This window comes from Legionella stuttgartensis, from assembly GCF_977063405.2.
Genome location: NZ_CDRUHA020000055.1, coordinates 284,066 through 306,186 on the forward strand (window position 1 = coordinate 284,066; position 22,121 = coordinate 306,186).

Below are 22,121 nucleotides of genomic sequence, written 5' to 3' on the forward strand. Positions count from 1 at the left end.
GATGCCTAAAGTTGTATTATATGATGTTGACGGTACATTAATTAGCCAAGCTTCATTAGGGGAGAACAACAGAAAATTGTTTTTTCCAAGCCAAACCGCGCATGTATTTAAAGAACACTTAAGAAAAAATGATCATATTATCGTGTGCTCAGCACAAAGTTCCGCGGACGAAATAAGATCTGCCTTGCAGGGAGCTAATATTGATATTACAAAAATAGAAATATTAGGTAAAGCAGAGACCAGTATTTTAGTTGGTGATTCAAGTAGTGAAAAAAAAGTGAACAAAGCCAAAGCAGCAATGAACCGTAAATTAAATACTGCTGTTATAGTCGAAGATAGCCTAAATATTAATGCTGATGATGAGGATATTATTCACATTTTGGTTCCTACAAATGCTCCTGAAAATATACCGGCCTCAGATAGTTATTTGAAAGCAGCTTTACTTCCTGCGAGCACTTTGAGAGAACGGGTTCATTTTCAGGTAGAAGCAATTAAGTATAATGCCTTGTATAGAACGAAAGGGGTCATTGATGTAACATTTGTAAGCAACCTCTATCAGCGTGTTCTCAATCTCTTTACTGTCCCAAACAGTTATCATAATTTGTGCTTGTCACAAACTAATACTCCTATGACAAACTATGAAATAGGAATTTCTTTTTTAGCAGATTATTGTAAAAATCAACCTTCTCATCATTGGCTCATTGGCAGTGTCCATCGCTTTTTTACCGGGCACTGGGATCGCCACCATACTGAAGTTGTGGAAAAATTACTAAAAGATCATGCTGGTAATTTGGACGGAAAAAATAAGAAAACTATCGAATCACTCCTAAGTGATTTAGAAACTAAATTACTCGAAGCAGGAAATCATATTAAACCCGAAGGTTCTTTGGGAAGACGTATTGAGTTTATTCAATCGAAAGCAGGAGTTAGCATCATTGATATCGATGATTTAAATCATGCAATAGATTTGAAGCAATCTGAACTTAGGCTTCAAAACTCTAATTGAAACCAACACACTCCCCTTATCTCTAAATCCAGGCCCGATCTTTAATTGCAAAGTCAGTGATCGGGCACATTGTGATAAATCCAACATGTTCCCCAACAATTTCCTTTCTGATAAGAAATTATTAGCTAAAAATTTAATTAATTTTACGTACATTGACTTTGCGTCCTTTCAATTTTCCACTTTGCAAATATTGGTGTGCTTTATCGGCTTGGCTGTGATGGATTGCCACATAGGAGTGCAGTGCCGTGATATTAATTTTCCCAATAGTGTTTCCTGCTAATCCCGCATCTTTGGTCAATGCCCCAAGGATGTCTCCGGGACGAATTTTATCTTTTTTGCCGGAAGAAAGGCAGAGTGTAACCATTTCTGGTACTAATCGTGTCGTGTGGTGATTTTCTAATTTATCAATAGTCCCCCAGTTAATGGGGTGCGGTAGGTGATCCTCAATGGCACAAATTCGTTGTGCGTCCGCAGGGGTTGTAATACTTAAGGCAATGCCTTTACTCCCTGCTCTTCCCGTTCGACCAATACGATGAGTATGCACATCATGATCAAAAGCGAGATCAAAATTAATTACTGCAGGAAGTTCTTTTATATCAAGTCCTCGTGCTGCAACATCAGTGGCGACAAGAATCGTACAACTTTGATTGGCGAAGCGCAAAACAGCAAGATCACGATCGACTTGTTCCATATCTCCATGTAAAGCAAGGGCGCTGAAGCCTTCATGGATGAGCTCGTCTGTCACATCCACTGTTTGTTGCTTGGTATTACAGAAGATTAACGTAGAAATGGGACGATAATGTAACAATAATGATTTTAATAAGGGAAATTTCTGAGCTTGCTTCGTTACTTCAAAAAAACGTTGTTCAATATCAATTTCCTCAGAAGGAGTTTCAACACGAACTTCTTTCGGATTGTTCATGAATTGTTTTGAAAGCTGTTTGATTTCTTCAGGATAGGTCGCAGAAAAAAGCAAGGTTTGACGTTGTTTAGGACAAACAGAAATTATGCTTTTCATGTCATCAAAAAAGCCCATATCCAGCATTCTGTCTGCCTCATCTAAAACTAAAGCTTTTACCTGAGTTAAGTCTAATGAGTTGTTTTTTAAATGCTTAAGAACTCGCCCCGGTGTTCCTACAATAATATGAGCGCCATGCCTTAATGAATCAAGCTGAGGCTTCATAGGTATTCCACCGGATAAATTAATGATTTTGACATTAGGCATCAAACAGGCTAATCGACGGATGGCTTGGCTTACTTGTTCTGCCAATTCACGGGTAGGACAAAGTACTAAACCTTGCACTGCAAAAAAAGAAAGTTTTAAATTATTTAATAGAGACAACGCAAAAGCAGCGGTCTTTCCACTACCTGTTTTGGCTTGAGCAATAACATCCTCATTTCTAAGAATTATGGGCAAGCTTTCCATTTGGATAGGCGTCATGTTTTCATAATTTGCAGCAACAAGACTCTTTATTAATTCTTGGCGAAGGGGAAGCTGAGCGAATGAAAGGTGCTGATCGGCGTGTTCTGATTGAATCATTGGGAGCGCTTATTTTTAAAATAGATTGGTAGATTAACATTTTTTAGTGCAATTTTAAATCAGTTATTTTACACATAGGGCAAAAATACAACGCTGCCTCAATTAATCTCATTAAACGGTACTATACAGTGCACATATAAACACATTAAATGTGAACCTTAATTTACAGAGTTAACTATTTTTTCTAGTCACCAAGGTTACTGCTCATATATATAGTCAAGTAACCTCCTAATTAATCTTATCCAGGATATCAAACCAAAAAAACTTGAGGTTCGAGTTTAAAATAATTTACTATCATCCAGTTACTCAACAATGTCCTGTTGTAGAGCTACTAAGTCAAGGAGCGATATGATTGTTATTTTTGTCCATGGTTGGAGTGCCACGCATACCAATTCTTATGGGGAGCTTCCTCAATGGCTTGAAAGTCAGAGCAAACAACAAACGCTGGATATTCGGGTAGGCAATATTTATCTCGGGCGCTACATCAGCTTTGACGACACAGTAACGGTTGACGATATAGCACGAGCATTCGATCAGGCCTTACGTGATGAAATTGCGGATAAGCTACACGATGGAGAACGTTTTGCATGCATCACTCATTCAACCGGTGGGCCCATTGTTCGAAAGTGGATGGATTTGTACTTTAAGAATAACCTTGCAAAATGCCCATTGAGCCATCTTATCATGCTGGCCCCCTCTAACCACGGCTCTGCTCTTGCACAACTTGGTAAATCTCGGTTAAGCCGTATCAAGAGTTTTTTTGAAGGTGTTGAACCGGGACAACAGGTTCTGGATTGGCTTGAGCTCGGAAGCGATATGAGTTGGCAACTGAATGAAAGTTGGCTTGATTACGATTGTACTGCGAATGGCATCTATTCCTTTGTACTTACCGGCCAGACAATTGATCGCCAACTTTATGATGCGCTGAACTCCTACACGGGAGAAGCTGGGTCTGATGGAATAGTTCGCGTAGCGGCTACAAATATGAATTATAGTCTGTTGAAATTACATCAGGAGGGAAATAACGGTGAAAATCTCGTTGTCTCCAAGATGATACGGTCAAAACCAATGGCATTTGGCGTGCTGCCTGGGCTTGCGCATTCCGGTAAAAAAATTGGAATCATTCAAAGTGTGACTATGGCCAATGCAGCGACTCATCCTACGGCAATATGGGTCCTGCGCTGTCTGCGAGTAAACAATAGTACCTCCTATAATGCAGTAGCGATCGAGCTCGATAAACTTACTACAGAAACTCAGAACAGTGAGCATATAGAATTTGTGAACACGCTTATCTTTAAGCGCGAGTACATCACTAATCGCTACTCTATGATTGTTTTCCGGCTCATTGATGACCGGGGCAATCATCTTGTCGATTATGATCTTTATTTAACTGCTGGTCCCAAATATAGCGAATTGGCGCTTCCTCAAGGTTTCTTCGTCGATCGCCAGCGAAACCTAAATAATCGAGGGAAATTGACTTATTTTCTTGACTATAACGTTATGGAAACCGGGATTAATACACCCCAAATGCAAGGCAATCTGGGATTTCGGATTAAGGCATACCCCGAATCAAGCGCTCAAGCCCTTGCCTATTATAGATTACTTGATTTTCATTCCTCACTTGCTGACATGAACAAAATTATACATCCGAATGAAACAGTAATGGTTGAAATCATGCTTCAGCGGCGCGTGGATAAGACGGTCTTTCGTATCACTAATAACCTGACTCCGGCAAAAATCAGTGCAAAACCGACTGGTACAAAGGTAGATTAACATTTCACTTCTAAACTAACGTCATTCTGAGAAGTTTATAACGAAGGATCTCCTGATTTGTATACATATTTATTTTCTGGAGATCCCTCATTGCGTTCGGGATGAGGGATCCTACAATCCTGGATACCTACAACCTGGCTACACTTTTGCTCCTAATTGAAGAAGCTTAAAAACTCTTCTTCTGAAAACGTTTTTATTGGCTCCTCTAAATCAGAAATGTGGAACATTGATTGAGCTCGTGGCGCAACCAATTTTGTTTCATCCTGAGCTCCTAGAGAATTTTGACTTACGGACATAACAGGAAGAGGTAGAGGAGCAGGCTTAGATACAATGGTCTTTTCCGTATAAGGATTAGGAAGTTGAGGTATTGGAACTATAGTGTTTGCACTATTGAAGGGAAATGCAGATACAGGATTTCGATGAGCTGCGGTTCGAATAAATTGGGGCGTGAAGAACGTTTGAGTGCTTCTGTTTTGCTGAAGCAGACTAGTCTGTTTTCTTAATTTGATTTTTTCATCCCACTTGCCATAAATTTTATCTACAGTAATGGCTCGTTGTGTAGACTGTTTGTCGGCAAGGCCTAGCTTTACCAAATCATTGACTAGAGAAACATGAATTGGCTTACCATAAATTTGTTCTAAATAACTCCCTGAAGCCAGTAAAATAGGTCCCTCACATGCCAAAGTAATATGTTCACTATCAATTACCAGCGGAGTTGCATTTTGTTTCTTTTTTTCATCTTCACTAATTTTTGTTTCCAGCTTTTTAGCAATTTTATGACTCGAACATCCATAGGCAGTAAACATAGCGTGCCCTTGATAAGGTTTGGCAGGCAACCAAAGCACACTAAAATTATCCCCAGGTAAAAAAAGCCCATTAAAATTATATGCTTCTTTTATTTGAGCACATACCTTGCTTTTTTTATTATATGAAGTAGCGCCTAGATACTCCTCTGAAAAATCAATTAACTCTGCTTCCTCCATTGGTTCAGTTGGAACACGTTTAATTGTTAATGAGTCTTTATTTTTATTTACTATAACCAATCGACTACGTGAGTTATCATCCTCCCCCATCTTTAACTCATATATGTAGAACGATTTATTTTCACTTCTCTCATGCACTTCCTCAACTTTCCCATCAAAATATCGTTCTAAAAACTTCATTGAAGCAATCACGTAATTGCCATGTGTTTCTAAATAATAATCCAATGATAAAGGTTCTTGCTCCTCTACATCCAAATCCATTAAATAATCAGTCCTAAAGGCTGACTTAATACTTTCGATCATTTGTTTCGCCTCTTCAGGCGTAGTGCACTCATAAACACACAGATTATCTTTCTCATCTAATGGAGATTTGGATTCACTTACTATCCATTTCGTTATTTGAAGGTTTATACCAATGACAGACAACAGTTTCATGTAAGTTCCTCTTATTTATTTGGATTTTAATTCGTTGTTAACCTCTAAAAACAAGTTTTAGGAGCGTTAAAAATGAATAAGTTAGAAATCAATGGACAAAAGATTTACATTTGAACACTAAACCCGCAAATATATCAGACAAAGTAATTAATGAACAATAAAATAAAACATGGTCCATAATCATTTGATTTAACACTTCTTGAACAGAAAATGGTCTTCGGAGGCGGGGTTGCAACCAGGTGGGAGGTGCTTAACAATTAATGAATTTATAGTAGATTATAATGCTTGACCTTGCCGCAACGTTAACCCTTATTGTGTCTCTTGTGGCTTAAGAGGAATACACTATGAAGTACACCATTAAACAATTAGCGAAGCTTTCTGGTATAAGCACCCGGACTTTGCGCTTTTATGATGAAATTGGTTTATTAAAGCCTGCATTTTATGGTGATAATCAATATCGTTATTATCAGGAAGAGCAGCTACTGTTATTGCAGCAAATTCTGTTTTTTCGTGAACTTGAGTTTCCTCTTAATACCATAAAGGAAATTTTGAGCTGTAATGATTTCGATAAAATAAAATCGTTACAGCAACAAAAATCCTCATTGCAATCGAATGTTGAGCGAACACAAACACTCATACAGACGATTGATAAAACCATTTCCCATTTAAGAGGACAATATAAAATGAATATCGAAGAAATGTTTGAAGGTTTTGATCCCATCAAGCAACAAGAACATGAACAATATCTAGTTGAAGCGGGGGTACTTTCAGAACAACAAATTGATGACAGCTGGAACAAAGTTCCTCATTGGAAAAAAACCGATTGGGAGGCATTTAAAGCTTCTGGTGAGCAGTTAAATCGTGCCCTTACTAATGCACTGGAGCAAGGTCTTAACATAGAATCAACAGCGGTACAGGACCTTATTCAACAGCATTATGATTGGGTGAAAAACTGTTGGACGCCAACTAAGGAAACTTATTTAGGGCTTGGACAAACTTATCTGGATCATCCTGATTTTCGTGATTTCTTTAATCGCTATCATCCTGATTTGGTCGAGTTTTTGACCGCTGCTATGAGCGTATTTGCAAAACGTAATTTGTCTTAACTTTGATTGCCTACCGCAAGGTAGGCACGCTTTCGTTTATAAGGAACAACCCTTTTCTTTTTCTTCAACTGGATCATTCCCAAAACATTTCTGCAAAAAGGAAAAGAACCATTCAAGAAATACAAAATTCGAAAACAAGGAAGGTTTTTCAACAATACTGAAAGAGTCGGTGTATTTCTGATGCGTGTTTTCTTCAAAGACTTGAAGTATATTATGCAAATCACCATTTCTATAAATTGAACGGTCATCAAGGATTCCTTGCAAATCTTTGATAACACTATCCATACTTTTTCTATTAGGAGTTAAACGGCAACTTTTAGAATTAATACTTGGAACGAAAATACTTCTTGATGGACCAAAATAAAAATCAGCTATCTCCTTCCCGTACGTATTAAATGATTGTCGGGCATAGCGTTTTAACAAATAATCAGCCTTCTGATAATCTTCCAGAAACCCTGCATCATTCCAAGCTTGTCGCCAATAAGGTAAACCTTTGCCGCTCATATTAAACAAATTGCTCAAATTATGTTATGTTTGCATTTTATTAAAAATATAAATCGATTGTCAAAGATTGAATTAATACAGATAGAATTTGTTACAGCCATTCTCACAAGCGAGAATGGCCGATAGGATTAGGTATTAATTAATTAATATGCATTTGTTCTAACTTCTGAATATCAGTTTGCTTGTCATGAATGGATTTCAGAATTTGTTTCATCTTAGGATTATGGCTGCATTTCAATAAGTAAGCCGTCATTTGCATGCCTCCTTTAAAATGATCACTCATTTCAGTTATATACGTATTATCGAATTCTTTACCTGAAAGTCCCGAAAGAGACTTCATCTCCATTGGTTTCATTCCAGGAATAGGATAATTTGCATCAGAGGTAGCAGGTAATTTACTGAGTAGTGCTTTCATTTTAACAACTTCACTGTTTTGTCGCTCGAGCATTTTCTTTGAAATAGCGACTATTTGGGGATTTTGCGATTTTTTTATAGCCAACTCCATTATTTGCATTCCTTGTTGGTGATGAGTAACCATCATTGTTAGGAATTCTTTTTCAAGGGCTGCTGTTTGTTTTTTATCTTTAGGACATTGATTTTCATTCATGGACATTTGCCCCATATTGGATTGCTCCATTGCAAAAGCACATGAACTCATTAGTGTAATTCCTAAAAGGATTGACAACTTTTTCATTTCCCTATCTCCTAAATTGAGTCAAGTCATTAGAATTATAGGCCAATATTAAAAAATAGTTTTGTTTAAACAGATTATTATTTTGGTCCCGCCGTAGATGAAAAATTATCCTTAGGCTCACTACTTTTGGGTGGAGCTTTTCCCTCCCGAACCACCATTTATCATCCCGAACGCAGTGAGGGCTCTCCAGAACATGGGTATGATCACTCAGGAGATCCTTCGCCCTAAAATTCCTCAGGATGACATGGTGTCTTAGGTCGGGTTCTTAATTTGGCGAAAAACGTCGTACATCATATGTTAGTAATCTGAAATAATCGTAGGTCATATAAAACTCACCTTTATTGCCAAGCCTAGTCCCCCAGGAGTTACGTAAGGTTAATAATCCTTTGTGTTTTTGACCATAATTATCCACAGCAACCGCATTATCATCGTATCCTGTAATGATCATTCCATGCGCCGCTTGTATGTTTGGCATACCAATTAATACATCTGTCGTGATTAACCAAGTATCGTTCTTGCTTTTATAATTCCCAACAGCCCCAACGGTCCCGATATCAAGACGCGGTAACATAATCGAAAAAACCGATCTGTCGCCTGAGCGAAGTGCTTTTTTCACTTCATTTAATGTCCAGGTAGAATTAATTCTCCAATATATATTGGACCAGTTCACTATTTTACCAAAGACTAACTCATTCATGGTGTTGTATTCTTGGGGATCGATAAAAGTCTCAGGTTTCTTATTCGAGTAAATGGGATACTCAGTCAAACCGCCACAACCTATAGTTGTTTGTTTTTCTTTGTTTACTATCCCATACTGTTCAATCTGATTTATTACTGAAATAGGATAATTACCATCCCAACCACTCAGAGCATATCCATGTTGTTCTAAGTAATTGCCTAGCTGTAAATGACAAAGTTGACTAATGTAATCTCCTTGGCCGATCATGGCATCTAGCGCACCAGTTATTGCAAATGTGATGCATGTTCCATGTGGACCTTGGTCCAGTACAGGAACCTGATTCATCGCTAATTGAACCATTTTAGGAGTTTCCGTCTCTAGCAATGAATGCGAAGCCTGAGAATGAGCGGTGGCAATCTCTTGGAAGCGTCTTGCCAACAGTTTTTTAGCATCATCAGACAACTCAATTTTAAGCAATTGAATGACCTTTCTATTTTTTAGGCCACTTTCATTGGAAGCAGATTCTACAGTCGGTTGTATTGAATGTTTTATTGAGCCAATTACATGAACATCTCCAGAGATAGCTCCTTTAATTATCAATAAACTCAAAATAGCCACTTGTATTAATGGGGTTATAATTCTCGCTGGTTTCATAATTATCGACACGTTGAACATTGGGATCTGATTATTTTCTTTTATCAATCAATTTGCAACATGTGTTTAAATGCTTTGAAATTACATATTTTTTGCGTGGATTTTTATGTTGGGTCAAAATGACCCGACTTGCTACCTCTTTAACTGATTATAATGAGTATTAGGCCACAACAAAGTTGGCCGCAAATTTTATTTTCCGTATAATAAAAGCGCTTCCAAACCAAGGGAAATAAGATGTTCGACAAAATTGAGCAAGACTACGATAAATTATATAAGATAGTATTTTTGGGAAATGAGTCAACAGGAAAAACCCAATTTATTAAACGATATGTTGACGGAAGTTATAACGAATCCGAAAGTTATATAGCAAATATTGGTAAAAATTTTTATGTTTCGCCCGTCAAAAACAAAATTAAATTTACATTATATGATACGGCCAAAAGACAGGACCGTTTTGCCCCAATAAGTGCCAATTATGACTATCGTGGTGCGCATGCTTATGTGATTGCTTTTGATCCGACAAATCCTCAGTCATTGAAGGACATTGATGCATACTGGATCCCTAATTTGGTTCGTTATGTTAATAACGATACGCCCATTGTTATTCTAAGTACCAAATCTGATTTGGAAGAAGCAGAACTAATTACTGAAAATGAGGTTAATGAGTTCGCCAGCAGATTGTCGACGCAACATAAAAAAAATATCAGTTATTTTGGCAAGGCAAGTGCTAAAAATGATACGAATGTAAATGAATTATTTGATTATGTTGTGAAAAAAATTAATCCGGAATACTCCAAAAAATTGCCTGATGTTCCATCAACAAAAACACCCATGGTCTTGACTCGATTATTACTTGAGGTTTCAGTCCCTTCACATGTAAATGAAAGCACTCCTCAAGAGCTTGGTAAGCAAGTTGCTGCAATGGCAGGTTATCAAGAGAACAATCTTCATATTTCATTGGGAATTTTATCGGCAGATCTGGAAAACTTAGCGCTTAAGAACGAGTTGATCATCGGACTGAGTGAAATTTTTGAAAAAAATCCCCTACCGCAAAGAATTTTACTTAATGCACCCGAGTTTTCAAAAAATCATCGATTCATTGTAATGCCCACCAAAGCGAAAGAAACTGAGGCACTTGAATCACTGCACGTTGCCGTCCGTCAATTGGTTGCTCATCTTCAGGAAAAATATACAAAATCCTGTATAGAAATAGATAGATGGGACTCATTTCAATCGCATGTAACCTTATTTGGTCAGCTGACAGAAAATTTGCAAATACCTGCTGATTCAAACGGATCAGAGTTTATTCCTACGGTTATTAAACTCCGTAATAATGATGATCTGGTTCACTCATGGGATATTCGCCAGGATAAATTATTGACCGATGCTGCGAGCGAGTTATATCAAGGCCTTAAAAAATCAGCAGAGTTCAGAAAAGGAACTCTTCCAACTACGCATTTCAGAGAAATACAAACACACCTTGAAACAGCAGAATGTTTCTATAAAAATTGCAATCGCACCCAAGAACGCATGCTATGTCTCATAGAAATGGGATTATTAAGTACGACAATGTATCGAAGACGTTATGGCGATTCCACAATATCAGCGACCTCGTTTTATACCCAAAGCATTGAAGCCCAACTACAGGCAGGCTATCGTCTGCGTGCAGTTGCCTATGCAATTGAAGTTGCCCGATTGCTATCCTCTTTATCCGATGAGGAATTACAACACTCAAAAGAGCTGCCAACAAAAATTCACACATTTCTTGAAGAAAATAAAACGTTGCTCAGCAGGCTCAGTAGCGTAGCAAGTAAATTGTCAATGCACGGCATTCATTATGAAACGGCGATGAGCAGCTTAAGCGAGGCGCTGGAACGAGTTGCGCCGGAAAATAACAAGTTTTGTTTGATAATGTAAGGGATAAGGGTTTGGCATTAATTGAGAAATCCTCTAATCCACATCGCTCCTTACGGGCTACGCTTGCTCCTATTGACTAAATTTATGTAATTCCCGCGCAAGCGAATCAATAATAAACACATTCTGTGTTAAGCTTGCCTAATATTCGAAAAACGAGCTTGGTCATGATAAAAGTTGGACAATTTAATCGATTGAAAATGGTACGGGAGGCTCCTTTTGGGGTATACCTTCAAGGTGGAGAATGGGGGGAAATTTTATTACCCAATAAATCGGTACCTAAAGGCGCTTTAGTTGGTGATGTACTGGATGTTTTTGTCTATTTTGATTCAGAGGACAAAATTATTGCGACCACAGTGCGCCCTCTTGCCAAACTCGGTAGCTGTGCTTTTTTAAAAGTGATCGATGTGAATCCTGTAGGAGCTTTTCTTGATTGGGGTTTAGATAAAGATTTATTAGTGCCCAAACCCGAACAACACCGCCCTATGGAAAAAGGAAAATCTTATCTGGTCTACTTAAAACAAGACAATCAAGGACGCATTATTGCAAGCTCAAAAATCGATTATTTTTTGGATAAAACCGCAGCGAACTATAAGTCAGGGGAGGAGGTTCGTCTACTTATTGCGGATAGTACACCCTTAGGACGAAAAGTAATTATCAACAACAGTCACTGGGGATTAATTCATACAGCGGATATTTTTCAAACCTTACCATATGGAAAAAAAATTCAAGGGTACATCAAAAAAGTACGTGAAGATGGGAAAATTGATGTCACTTTAAGACAAATAGGACAAAGTAGTATTAATGAATTAGCGCAACGCATTATATCTAAGCTCGAACAATCCGATGGTTTTTTAGCGTTACATGACAAAAGTCCTCCTGCAGAAATTCAGCAAATGTTTGCAGAGAGCAAAAAAAATTTTAAAAGCGCGTTGGGGCAACTTTATAAACGAGGCTTGATTGCTATTGAAGAGAATGGAATTCGTTTACAAAAATAACAAAGAGGAGTTAATCAAAAATCTAATAACTCCCTCATTTCTATGGAGTATAGACCCTTGATTTTTCAGATAAGTTCTTAAGAACTTCCTCTATGCACTCCGCTGTGCCGCTTCTAAAACTGACAAGTTCCACCGCGGTTTGTCCTCGCTTATTAACAATAGTACTGTCAACACGATTATCTTGGAGTAACCGTTTTACACAGCTCAAATGACCGCGCTCCACCGCATCATGTAGCGCTGTATATCCTATATTATCCTGTTGATTGGGATTAAGTTTAGGATCCGCAAGGAATAGTTCAAGGACCGCAACATCACCAATCGATGTAGCCCAAAATAGTAAGGGCTCAGATGTTGCAGTACAGGCATTAATATCAATTCCCGGGGTTTTTAGAAGCATTTTGACAACATTGAACGCTTCGTCATATTCTTTTCCTTTTTTCCCAGCCAGTTTTTGTATGGCTTCTGTCAACGGAGTGGTAAAATAGTGCTTGCTGGTTTTGACTACTTTGACATCAGGATAGGTAAGTAAAAATCCGCGGATAGCAGGTACATTGTTGGTACGAAGAGCTAAAATCAAATAATCTATGTCTTCCTTTACAATACCAGGATTGCTATTTTTGAATGCCTTAAAATATTGACGATCCGCCTTTCTTTCGTGCTTCTCATGTCTAAGAAGTTGTTGCATTTCGGCATCTTTAGCCTTCTTCACTACAGAATCACCTCGATAAGGGCGTTTGAATAATGTCCCTGGGTATTGAAGCAATAACCTTACTGTATCAGCACATTCATTTTCAAGAGCTAATTGCAGTGGCGTTATACCATTCACATCTTTTACTGTCGGATTAACATCCCCATAATACACCAAGCTACGAAGATTCTCATTATGACCTCCTTGAGCTGCAGCATGAACAGGAGTTCTATAGCTATGCGTCGTTTTTTTCATCGCTTCTGGATGAAACTCCATTAAAGAGTTTAAAATTTTTGGATCTTTAGAAGCAGCATAATACGCACTATATTCGCTCGGTTTGGCCCCATGGGTTAGTAAAGCGTTTACTAAATCAACTCTATTCGCTTTAATGGCACAATCTAATGCATTGTCATTTTTTGTTCTTGTTGTATCTGCCCCAGACTTTACTAATAGATCAACCATCTCCACAGAGTGTACCAAGCATAATGGCTCTTGGTTGTACCAGTTGGTTCGATCTACTGCATTGGGAAACATCTGGATTAGAGTGGAAGCAAGAGCAAAATTATTATTCATCACGGCAAAATGCAATAAATGATAACCTTGAAACTGTTGCTCCGCTAAAGACCAAGATTTTAATTCCTCTAAATCTTCAGAGGTAACTACATCATTAAGAAAGTGGTCTAAAACCTGCAGACGAGTACTCATTTCAGGAGAACACTTTATTGCCAGAGACAGTACTTGTTTATCAAACTCTTCTGTAGATTTGCCTTTGGTTTTTAGTAACCAGCGTTTCAGCATGAGTTCTGTCTGTAAAATCTCCTGATTTACTTCTGAGCCGAAATGATCGGTTAATAACCTCCTTGTTAAATCCAATTGACCTTCAGGGAGTAACTTTTGGGTAATTAACCGCATTAATAAATGCGGCAACGTTGGATTATTAGCATAAAGAGAAAGATATTCTTTCAGAAAGAATTGTTCAAAAAATTGAATCGTATCGGTAAAAAGCGCATCAGCGATACTTTCAGGTAAAAATAAGCGATATTTTATTTTTAAAGCAATTAGCTTATTGTGGAGATCACAATTGCCAACGGTTTGAAACTCCCCATCAATTCTACCGTTATAGACCAGTCCAAGAGTGTCATGCAAATCATGTTGAATGTATGTTTTATTTGATTCATAACTATCTTCATAAAGAGTAGCGAATACTTCTTTTGTTAGATTCTCAGATTTAGTTATTTTATAATGTTCTGTTGTCGTGTCTGTACTGCATCCACCACCATTATTACGATACAACTCATTTTGTTTGATAATAAGATCTATGCCATGCCCAGGCCAGCCAGTGAATAGCTCTACCCCTGACTTTTTACTGTCTTCTATCATCGATGCCAAATAGTCAACCGAGGGGAACATACTCGAGTGATTTGCCATAAAATAATAGCGCATTGCTTTTACGGTCATGTTTCTAACTTGCCGTATAGCATCCTGATGTTCTGTGTATTTATTATTTTGTTCACAATGAGCTACGTAAGCATTCATCAAATGCACTATAAATGGAGCGGTGTGAAAGGAGTTGCTCCCTGTAAGTTTAACAAGACGACTCTCGATAGGGATTGATCCGCTTAATGCAAATAAATGGCCGAACATTTCAGTGTCATTCGTGAGGGGAGACACCATTCTAGTTCGCAGAAAAAGCTCCTCTAAAGCGAGGGAGGCATCATTGAAGTCATTGATGTGGTTGAAAGAAAAACCAAATTCCCTGATATAATTTAATGCTTTGGAACGCTCATCACTACTTTCTTGAGTTAAATTATTTATATGGCGAAGGACAATATTGAAATCCACATCAGGCTTAAGTGTTTTTAAAAGACCGTTTATTTTTTCCCTTTTATACTGCGGATTAAACATAGCCACAAGAGCAAGGTAATATTCGACATCGAGGCTAAAACCGGTTGTAACAAAAGCTTCGGTTAAACTAAGTATTGTCTCTTCAGAAACTCCATTTTGATGAAAATTAGTAAAGGTCTCTGCTAATATATTTTTAAGAGGTTCAGCTGAATTATCCTGCTTTTTACATAGTTCAATAAGGGTAACAAATTGGGGTCTGATGCAATAACCTTCCATAGTTAATAGCGTACCCAAAATGGTTTTGCCATCTGAGTATTTATCAAAAAGTGATGCGGGGTGACTCTTTAAAAGTGTTAGCAATAGGTTTTCTTGGGTTATTTCAAATCTACCTGCTTTATTTTCGGCAATCAAATCAAATACGGACTTACCCTCGTTATTTCTATGTGTAATATCGATACCTTTTTTAATAAGCAGAACTGCAATCTCTTCAGCTTGGTATTTTTGAGAAATAATCGCCAGTTGCAGATAATTATTCCCATCCTTATCTACTGTATTAACATCAAACAATTCATGGTTAACTAACTCAGTAACTGAGTCCGATTTCTTAGTTTGTATACTCTCTAACATTAGTGCCAAAGCAGTTTTCCCATTAACATTTTTGATGTTGGGATTTGTCTTTGGGTGCTTTATCACACGCTCTACTTGTTCTCTATATCTGTATACATTCTGAACCAGCATATGAAGCAGGATGCTGTTATGTTCTGATGTGCTCTGATTCGGATCAAATTTATCATGGGCTATTAAAGTTTCTAAGGAATCAACTGATTGAGAGTTTGTGGAACTATATAGGTACTCAAAAAAAGTCTGGCCACTTATCGATCTTTGATGGATATCAAAGTCCTTATTACTAAGCAAAAGATCGAAGGTCCGATGTTCATAGTAAGTCCTTCCCTCTTTTCGCACTTGCTCTAAAAAGTAACCTAGGAACCCATTACCTTGCTTATCAACAGCATTTGCATTTGCTCCGGCTGTCATCAACACCTTGAGATAATCAGAAAAATCACTATTTTTTGCATGTTTCGATTTAGCTAATACATGCAGTATTGAATCGCCATCATCAGTAACATCAGTAATGGCAAATTTTGCTTCGTGAAGTTTTGTTAAAATTTCATGCGGTTGCTTCGCTTCATTAATAAGAGCAAGAAGACTTGTTGTGTCCATTAATAATCCAAAATGGTTTCGTATTGAGGCCGCAGTATGCCAGATTAATCTTAATAAAATATTAAAGAAACGTCTGTTATAAGCGAGACACGCATCGTTCTCATCAAGGCAAAGCAACCCGGATTTTTGATTTTTCCTATTCGCCCCAAGTCGAGATTAAAATGCACTATAATGACAATTATTGCGCAAAATATTTTTTTGCGAGAGTACTATGTCTACTAGTGGCCCACATTTAGAACAAATTTTGATTAATGAACAACTTCAAATTCTTAAACAAATTTTTTATGGAAGAAAAAAACCTGTTCAAGATTTACCTAAAGAATATGAAGATTTTTTTCAAGATTGCGCCAAAATTTCTCTGTTCTTACAAAATAATGATGCCGTTTTAGAACAATTAAAGATTTTAAATACTCTCGTTAAAGAAGAAGCAAAAAAACGGGGGGTAGCTATTAGTGAGGAGCAAAGCGGAGATTATCTTAAACATAAAAAGGTACTACGGAGCGTTCTCGAACTAGAATTAGCAAAAATCGGTTTTGCACCCGATTTTGGCAAAGCATTATCTGTTCTTGAGCCAAATTCATTTGCCTTGATTTATTCAAAAGGCATAATTTTAAAAGATCCTGGGGCGGGTACTGAACACGGGGAGTTCACACATGCAATTCAATGGTTATTGATTGCATGGCAACAAAAAAATACTTCTTTTTTAAGCCTTCCTGTAATTAAAATATATAATAAGTTTGGGGATAGTGATAAATTTAAGTCGATCTGGAACGCAGTGGTAGATGAGAATAAAGAAGCCTGTTTCGATGCGCGCTCCCCTGAGCGCTTACATCAGATGATTTTAAGTTCGGATGATCCCGAGCTGTCCGCACTAAAAGCACTATGCCAATCCAGGGTGAACAAAAGAGAAATGGATACACAAAAAAATAATTTTTTCTCTGAAAAAAAAGATTATCCAAAGAAAGAATACACCCCCTCTGAAGACGAGAATTTGTTGTTACCACGTAAAAAGTTATAGCTCACGTAATACCAGCTTGTGAGACCTGAATGTTTATCCGAGACACAATGTTCCCAAAAGTGCTCAAAAAACGGTACAGATTCTGCATTTTAAATCGTATATGAGAGTAATTATAATTTGTTCATTTTAAAATAAGAAAGCTGCTTACAACTGGATATTTTGCACCCATATAACAAACAATTTTGCATCCATGCGGGAATTATTATTTCATGAACAGTTATTAGGGGACATAGCTGTTGCTTCTATGGAATCCATTAGCTCATTTAAATGGTCTTCTCTTTTATTAACATTCTGTTGTGACATCACTTCTCTAAAAATTTTCTCATTAGAGGTTAAAGACTTTTTAAAAAAACCTGTAGCGGGTATTTTGCTAAGATACTCTGGATTAACAAGAGGAGCTTGTTTTGTTAAAATAAGATATTTCAACCGCGCATGAGCTACCGCTTTTTTTTCAGCAGCTATATAACGATCGTATTCATCCAAAAACAATTGAAAATCGAGCTTATCTTCAGCATGTTCCACCATGTAATTTAAATTCTCTACATTCACTGTCCAATTTGGAGCATCGGGCAAAGTAACATCCTCGGCTTTGATTTTGTTCACATATTTTTTTTCTAAACCAGAACGATCATAGGGTAGTTTTTTTGCCCAAGGTTCATTAACCCATTTTTGTCGCGGTTTATTATGGCTCGTTGCAATATGTTCACATAGTTCCTGATCGGTAAGTGGTATTTTGCCTACCCCAAAGCCTAAAGATTTTCGTTTGGGTTTTTCTTCCACTGCGATGACATTGTATCCCTGGTCACTACCATTAAAATGCTTTGTAAGATAACTAGGATGACCCATAAAATAATAAGAATGACCGCTGTTACCGTTTTGAGATGAACTCGTTTCTGAATTTATGAAGAAAATTAAAGGGTTAAATGGCGCGAGTAAATTTCCACCAACACTTGCCCCAGGCGTTCCACCTAAATGCGCAGAAAATTTAGAAAGGACCATACACCGTCCACCCTCGCCAAATAACTTATCGAAACGCTGTGTCCCGAGTTCCTCACCCAAATGTAATTTTAGGAATTGAAGTACGGCATAGTAGTACGATGTTGTTATTGCTACCTGACAATCAAAAATCATTTTAGAATTGATAAAAAGATCCTGAAGCGCTTCTGAAGGCTTCATGCCAGCTTTTAATTGATATGATACTTTAGGTCTTCCTATAAAGCGTCCATATTCGGGATAACTGTCCCCCATTAACTTTAAATCGTGTATCTCTTCAAAATATTTTGAATCTGTAAATCCATATTCTACTTTTGCTAAGCTAAGATTTTCTTTACCCTCTTTAATTATATTCCCCCACACCTTCTGTACAGCAGAACGTGGATTATCAGCTACCAAATCATTGAAATAGACTACCCGCCCTTGTTCATAGGCCTCTTCTAAAAGCAACATCGCCTCAGTCAAATAAGGAACTAATTCTTTCATTATTTTTTAATCCTTGATCTTTGTTAAATCGCCGGGAGGGTATCATGAGAACAGGTATTTTTTGTGCACTTATAGGTATTTTAGAAAAAATTATTCGTTTTCTATCAAATAAAATGGGGAAAAAATCGAATGCGCTTTAATGGAGAGAGGCTATTTTAAAAACCCCAATAACCATCCTTGGTCAGGAGTTATGTTATGAACAGAAATAAGCGTTATAATCAATGTCCGTGGCTTGTGCTTCTTGTTTTGGCGCTTCATCAAGATAGTGATTCTTGACTTGTTTTGAAAAAAAGCCCATCTCAGCTCGTGCTGCTCGTTCATCTGGTGTTTTTTCAAGAGCTGCTCTCAATTTTTTATCAAATTTAAGTTCCACTTGATAGGCAATATCGGGATCCGAAAAATGATTCACATCAAGTTGTGCCCGCAAGGATTTTGTTCTTACATGACTCACTCGCTCTTCTCTTATTTCCTCACACGAACTGATGACCGCCTCAGGATGATGTTGGTAACCCACGGTATAATATTTCCCTGTCTTTTTTTCAAAACTTTCCACCAATCTATCAAATTTTCCACGTCCAGTTACTTGAAAACTGATATTAGCTTGATCCTCTTCTACATGCTGATGATGCAGGCACGTGACATAATATTCTATATCTTCGGTACCTCTGTAGTTTAATTTTGTCTGTAGTGCCCAATACAATTGGCTACCATGTCCCACGACTACTTTACTATTATAGGTAGGGTCTTGAGTTTCTTTATACACCTCATCGATATGCTCATAATGAAGTTCATGTTGATGCTCATCTTCGGGAATGTCGGTTACCCTACACCCATGATAATCCCCAACTGTTTGTTCTCCGCGGCATATCCCTAAAAGAGGAAGATCCCGACTCTCAGCTATTCTCGTAAGATCGTGCTCAAGCTTTCTACGTCGATCACTGGGATCATGTACCGGAACATTAGGTCCACCGGGTAGGTAGATACCATTAAACCTACCCTTAAAAACAGGATGATCTAATCCCTCTTCGGGTGTAACCAGAACAACATCGAAACCTTTGTTTTCTAAATACACAACCGTACGATCACAATAGGCCGTTCCGCCCGACAGATCATAAAGCACAACAATTTTGGGCCTTTCTTCAGATTGCTTTAATTGTTTTTTTGCATCTCGGTTTAAAGTATATTCAAATTTTGGCCTATCTTCGCTCGTTTCTTTTTGTGAGCCAAGGTTAGATAAATATTCATTAAATTTTTGAAACATAACAACGTACCTCAATAATAATTTTAGACCAACGAATAAAACATGGCCATCTAATGTACAAATTGTACTCTTAAATTATTAAGCAATTATTATTAGTGCATTCATTTTTATTAAATATTTAATCAATTTCGAATCTACGTTTTTTTCTCAAGGCTCATAAACATCAGAGCGACCCTTGATTCACACAGAATAGAAGAAATTTAGACATACCTAAGTATTGTGACGTGCAGCTTTACTTTAGAGGGATTTGTTTAGGGCGAGTCGCTCTTTGCCATCCTTGGCCTGTAAGAGCTCTGAAGTTTTGAAATTAAATCCACAGAGTATGATGGACACCAGAATCTCCAATACTCGATTGTTTTACTTCTTGTTTCGGCTGTTCAAGAAAATGTTTTTTAACTTGTTTAGTAAAAAAACTCATCTCCGCTCTGGCGGCTCGTTCCTCTTTTGTTTTTATCTGAGCTTCACGTAGTTTTTGAGCATAGGTGCGCTCTACATCGAAAACAGTGTCGGAATCAAAAAAATTCGATCTGAATCGAGCTTCATGGGCTTCTTTTTCTACCTGGCTTATTTTTTCTTTTCTTGTATTTTCACTTGCACTGATAAGAACTTCTGGATGATGTTGTACACCCAATGAATAATACTTTCCTGTTCTTATTTCAATGCTCTCGATAGTATTATCAAATTTATTGCGCCCTGTTACCTGAAGACCACTATATCTTGAATCATCACGTATGTGTTGGTGATGAAGACATTTGACAGGATACTCAATAGATCCATTACTACTATCCTCTTTAAATTCATTTTGCAATGCAGCAAACAATTGACTTCCTTGTTCAACAACAACTGTATTATTTGACTCAGGATTACTCGAGTTATCCGCACCAGCATAATGTTGTTCGTACTCTGGCAAATCCTCTACATCCAAACTATTATGATGCCCAAGCGCTTGTTCACCCCGGCATACTCCAAAAAGAGGGATATCCTTAGTGCGTGCGAGTTTTGCCAGTTGACCTTCAAATTTCTTCCGAGGATCATTATCATCATCAACAGGAATATCGGAACCACCCGGTAAATAAATACCGTCAATAGACTCGTCGGTAAAAGCCGGATGATCTAATCCCTCATTTGAAGAAACTCTGACAACACCTAATCCCTCATCTTCAAAATGCTGAATTGCTAAGTCAGCATTCGCGGCCCCATCATGCTCCTCATAGAGCGCAACAACTTTTGGTTTACTCTCTGAACGCCTTAGTTGTCGCTTTTCCTCATTATTTAGCTCATATTGGAAGTTCGATTTTTCTTCCTTATTAGGTTCAGAACGGGTTTCTGGGAATAACGTACGAAATGGTGACCACTCTGATATAAAACGTGAAAACATAATACACACTCTCTCCATGAAAGTTGATAATTTTTGACCAATAGATAGTACCACGTTGTGTATTATTAATACATCAAGAAGTAAGTTAGTTGGATCATTTCTCCCCTAAATTCACGATGCATGGGGATTAGTCTTACTAAGATGCTATGCCTTCCAACAATAAAATTAACAAAAATCCAACGAAAAAGCATAAAGTAATCAATGGAGTTTCCTGAACCTCATGAGCTTCAATTAAAAGTTCTTCGGTAACGAGATAAAGTAACGCGGCAACACCAAAAGATAAAATTACATTGGTAACGGTTGGAGGTAAGTGGATTAACAAGCTTGCTCCAAGAGCCGCACCAATGGGAATCAACAGTGCTAAAATAAAACTTGCTAACAAACGGATCGGTGCACTTACTTGCCTTACTCCTAAAGTAGACGTGGTTGATAATCCTAAGAAGAAAATTTCAATGGAAAGGGCTATCGCTATAAGAATGCCTCCTTTTTCTCCCGCTAAAAAAGAGACACCAATCAAAATACCATCTACCCATAAATCAATTCCAACTGCAGTCAATAAGCCCCATGAGATACCGTTTTTTTGTTGTTCCAGATCTTCTAATCTACTGGTCAACCATTTTAAGAACAGCATTCCCAATACGCCTAATGAAAAACCAACAATAAGCGCCAGAGGATCGTGATACGCTCCAATTTTGGGCAGAAGTTCTTTTGCTACTGCAGCAAAAACAACCCCAGCAGCAAAATGTTGAGTAGCACTGGTGATTTGATTACCCGGCTGATAAATACTGGCAATTCCCCCGCCAATAAACATTAATGCAGCAGGCATTAAAGAATAAATAATAATAAAGGTAATCGATGGAGTCATAGTCATTTTTTTGATTCGGTAGTATTTTACAGCATAGTGAAACATTCGAGCTGATTCAAGCAAACCTGGCTGTGTTTTTT

At 37.6% G+C, this 22,121-nt stretch carries 16 protein-coding genes; 6 read left to right on the plus strand and 10 right to left on the minus strand.

Translation table 11 applies throughout. The annotated features are described in order from the left end of the window. Nucleotide 1 precedes the first annotated feature (1 nt). Nucleotides 2-1,006: a DUF5617 domain-containing protein gene (locus tag ACWTEW_RS14210; RefSeq protein ID WP_454782306.1), complete on the plus strand. Its 1,005-nt coding sequence runs from the start codon at nucleotides 2-4 to the stop codon at nucleotides 1,004-1,006. 133 nt (nucleotides 1,007-1,139) lie between these two features. Here ACWTEW_RS14210 and dbpA read toward each other — a convergent pair whose 3' ends face one another. Next, nucleotides 1,140-2,546 carry an ATP-dependent RNA helicase DbpA gene (gene dbpA / locus ACWTEW_RS14215; protein WP_454782307.1) on the minus strand — a complete coding sequence of 469 codons (1,407 nt, stop codon included), beginning with the start codon at nucleotides 2,544-2,546 and terminating at the stop codon, nucleotides 1,140-1,142. 348 nt (nucleotides 2,547-2,894) lie between these two features. Here dbpA and plaB point away from each other — a divergent pair, with 348 nt between their 5' ends. After that, complete coding sequence (plaB, locus tag ACWTEW_RS14220; protein ID WP_454782308.1) at nucleotides 2,895-4,319, plus strand: phospholipase PlaB; 1,425 nt, start codon at nucleotides 2,895-2,897, stop codon at nucleotides 4,317-4,319. A gap of 152 nt (nucleotides 4,320-4,471) precedes the next feature. Here the strand turns inward: plaB and ACWTEW_RS14225 are convergent, their stop codons facing one another. Continuing rightward, nucleotides 4,472-5,737, minus strand: a complete 1,266-nt coding sequence (locus ACWTEW_RS14225; protein ID WP_454782309.1) for a hypothetical protein — start codon at nucleotides 5,735-5,737, stop codon at nucleotides 4,472-4,474. Nucleotides 5,738-6,081: 344 nt separating this feature from the next. Here ACWTEW_RS14225 and ACWTEW_RS14230 point away from each other — a divergent pair, with 344 nt between their 5' ends. Continuing rightward, on the plus strand, nucleotides 6,082-6,843 hold the full coding sequence (locus tag ACWTEW_RS14230) for a MerR family transcriptional regulator (protein ID WP_454782310.1): 762 nt from the start codon (nucleotides 6,082-6,084) through the stop codon (nucleotides 6,841-6,843). Between the two features lie 36 nt (nucleotides 6,844-6,879). On the opposite strand, the gene ACWTEW_RS14235 is transcribed toward ACWTEW_RS14230, so the two are convergent. The 3 genes from ACWTEW_RS14235 to ACWTEW_RS14245 form a co-directional block, all read right to left on the minus strand. After that, nucleotides 6,880-7,347 carry a hypothetical protein gene (locus ACWTEW_RS14235; protein WP_454782311.1) on the minus strand — a complete coding sequence of 156 codons (468 nt, stop codon included), beginning with the start codon at nucleotides 7,345-7,347 and terminating at the stop codon, nucleotides 6,880-6,882. A gap of 139 nt (nucleotides 7,348-7,486) precedes the next feature. After that, nucleotides 7,487-8,041, minus strand: coding sequence for a DUF305 domain-containing protein (locus ACWTEW_RS14240; protein ID WP_454782312.1), 555 nt, complete (start codon nucleotides 8,039-8,041; stop codon nucleotides 7,487-7,489). A gap of 265 nt (nucleotides 8,042-8,306) precedes the next feature. Further along, entirely contained in the window at nucleotides 8,307-9,374 is a 1,068-nt protein-coding gene (locus tag ACWTEW_RS14245) for a C1 family peptidase (RefSeq protein ID WP_454782313.1), read from the minus strand. A 234-nt stretch (nucleotides 9,375-9,608) separates the two neighbouring features. Here ACWTEW_RS14245 and ACWTEW_RS14250 point away from each other — a divergent pair, with 234 nt between their 5' ends. Then, on the plus strand, nucleotides 9,609-11,291 hold the full coding sequence (locus ACWTEW_RS14250) for a Rab family GTPase (RefSeq protein ID WP_454782314.1): 1,683 nt from the start codon (nucleotides 9,609-9,611) through the stop codon (nucleotides 11,289-11,291). Between the two features lie 164 nt (nucleotides 11,292-11,455). Beyond that, the gene (locus ACWTEW_RS14255) at nucleotides 11,456-12,286 is read left to right on the plus strand and encodes a CvfB family protein (RefSeq protein WP_454782315.1); all 831 of its coding nucleotides are present in this window, start codon (nucleotides 11,456-11,458) and stop codon (nucleotides 12,284-12,286) included. Between the two features lie 40 nt (nucleotides 12,287-12,326). Here the strand turns inward: ACWTEW_RS14255 and ACWTEW_RS14260 are convergent, their stop codons facing one another. Beyond that, the gene (locus tag ACWTEW_RS14260) at nucleotides 12,327-16,040 is read right to left on the minus strand and encodes an ankyrin repeat domain-containing protein (protein WP_454782316.1); all 3,714 of its coding nucleotides are present in this window, start codon (nucleotides 16,038-16,040) and stop codon (nucleotides 12,327-12,329) included. Between the two features lie 211 nt (nucleotides 16,041-16,251). On the opposite strand from ACWTEW_RS14260, the gene ACWTEW_RS14265 reads away from it, so the two are divergent. Next, entirely contained in the window at nucleotides 16,252-17,058 is an 807-nt protein-coding gene (locus ACWTEW_RS14265) for a LirA/MavJ family T4SS effector (RefSeq protein ID WP_454782317.1), read from the plus strand. Nucleotides 17,059-17,265: 207 nt separating this feature from the next. On the opposite strand, the gene ACWTEW_RS14270 is transcribed toward ACWTEW_RS14265, so the two are convergent. The 4 genes from ACWTEW_RS14270 to ACWTEW_RS14285 form a co-directional block, all read right to left on the minus strand. Beyond that, complete coding sequence (locus ACWTEW_RS14270; RefSeq protein WP_454782318.1) at nucleotides 17,266-18,537, minus strand: hypothetical protein; 1,272 nt, start codon at nucleotides 18,535-18,537, stop codon at nucleotides 17,266-17,268. A 193-nt stretch (nucleotides 18,538-18,730) separates the two neighbouring features. After that, nucleotides 18,731-19,798, minus strand: a complete 1,068-nt coding sequence (locus ACWTEW_RS14275; protein WP_454782319.1) for a gamma-glutamyl-gamma-aminobutyrate hydrolase family protein — start codon at nucleotides 19,796-19,798, stop codon at nucleotides 18,731-18,733. Between the two features lie 307 nt (nucleotides 19,799-20,105). Further along, entirely contained in the window at nucleotides 20,106-21,176 is a 1,071-nt protein-coding gene (locus ACWTEW_RS14280) for a gamma-glutamyl-gamma-aminobutyrate hydrolase family protein (protein ID WP_454782320.1), read from the minus strand. A gap of 136 nt (nucleotides 21,177-21,312) precedes the next feature. Next, entirely contained in the window at nucleotides 21,313-22,041 is a 729-nt protein-coding gene (locus tag ACWTEW_RS14285; protein ID WP_454782329.1) for a ZIP family metal transporter, read from the minus strand. Nucleotides 22,042-22,121: the final 80 nt, after the last annotated feature.

Excerpts from the sequence above, each read along its gene's own strand:
- ACWTEW_RS14210 (WP_454782306.1), top strand. The coding sequence starts at position 2 with ATGCCTAAAGTTGTATTATATGATGTTGACGGTACATTAATTAGCCAA.
- dbpA (WP_454782307.1), bottom strand. The coding sequence starts at position 2,546 with ATGATTCAATCAGAACACGCCGATCAGCACCTTTCATTCGCTCAGCTT.
- plaB (WP_454782308.1), top strand. The coding sequence starts at position 2,895 with ATGATTGTTATTTTTGTCCATGGTTGGAGTGCCACGCATACCAATTCT.
- ACWTEW_RS14225 (WP_454782309.1), bottom strand. The coding sequence starts at position 5,737 with ATGAAACTGTTGTCTGTCATTGGTATAAACCTTCAAATAACGAAATGG.
- ACWTEW_RS14230 (WP_454782310.1), top strand. The coding sequence starts at position 6,082 with ATGAAGTACACCATTAAACAATTAGCGAAGCTTTCTGGTATAAGCACC.
- ACWTEW_RS14235 (WP_454782311.1), bottom strand. The coding sequence starts at position 7,347 with ATGAGCGGCAAAGGTTTACCTTATTGGCGACAAGCTTGGAATGATGCA.
- ACWTEW_RS14240 (WP_454782312.1), bottom strand. The coding sequence starts at position 8,041 with ATGAAAAAGTTGTCAATCCTTTTAGGAATTACACTAATGAGTTCATGT.
- ACWTEW_RS14245 (WP_454782313.1), bottom strand. The coding sequence starts at position 9,374 with ATGAAACCAGCGAGAATTATAACCCCATTAATACAAGTGGCTATTTTG.
- ACWTEW_RS14250 (WP_454782314.1), top strand. The coding sequence starts at position 9,609 with ATGTTCGACAAAATTGAGCAAGACTACGATAAATTATATAAGATAGTA.
- ACWTEW_RS14255 (WP_454782315.1), top strand. The coding sequence starts at position 11,456 with ATGATAAAAGTTGGACAATTTAATCGATTGAAAATGGTACGGGAGGCT.
- ACWTEW_RS14260 (WP_454782316.1), bottom strand. The coding sequence starts at position 16,040 with ATGGACACAACAAGTCTTCTTGCTCTTATTAATGAAGCGAAGCAACCG.
- ACWTEW_RS14265 (WP_454782317.1), top strand. The coding sequence starts at position 16,252 with ATGTCTACTAGTGGCCCACATTTAGAACAAATTTTGATTAATGAACAA.
- ACWTEW_RS14270 (WP_454782318.1), bottom strand. The coding sequence starts at position 18,537 with ATGAAAGAATTAGTTCCTTATTTGACTGAGGCGATGTTGCTTTTAGAA.
- ACWTEW_RS14275 (WP_454782319.1), bottom strand. The coding sequence starts at position 19,798 with ATGTTTCAAAAATTTAATGAATATTTATCTAACCTTGGCTCACAAAAA.
- ACWTEW_RS14280 (WP_454782320.1), bottom strand. The coding sequence starts at position 21,176 with ATGTTTTCACGTTTTATATCAGAGTGGTCACCATTTCGTACGTTATTC.
- ACWTEW_RS14285 (WP_454782329.1), bottom strand. The coding sequence starts at position 22,041 with ATGACTCCATCGATTACCTTTATTATTATTTATTCTTTAATGCCTGCT.